Origin of the sequence: Bartonella queenslandensis AUST/NH15 (assembly GCF_000312585.1) — a bacterium.
Classification (GTDB): Bacteria; Pseudomonadota; Alphaproteobacteria; order Rhizobiales; family Rhizobiaceae; genus Bartonella; species Bartonella queenslandensis_A.
Map to the genome: position 1 here is coordinate 1 of NZ_HE998097.1, position 243 is coordinate 243.

Consider the following 243-nt stretch of genomic DNA (forward strand, 5'->3'; position numbering starts at 1 on the left):
CCTTTTGCCGCTTCCGCTATCACCTTTGCTTCATTCGATTTCGTCAAGGCTTCCAAAGCCGTTTGGCGCGCATTCTCTCCTGTTTGTTTGGCTGTGTTGGCTGTCTCGACTGCCGTTTCAGAAGCGTTTTTTACCTCTCCAAGCGTTTGTTTGATTTCATCACTCGCAGTCTTAACTTCTTCTGAAAGCCTCTTTGCTGCTTCTGATAAAACTTTGGCTTCATCTGATGCTGTCTTCGCTTCA

Annotated in this window: 1 protein-coding gene; it reads right to left on the bottom strand. The window is 46.5% G+C overall.

What is annotated here, in order from left to right; translation table 11 throughout:
* The coding region (locus BN338_RS12245) for an alanine-zipper protein (RefSeq protein ID WP_039761603.1) at positions 1-243 on the bottom strand (243 nt) is incomplete at both ends.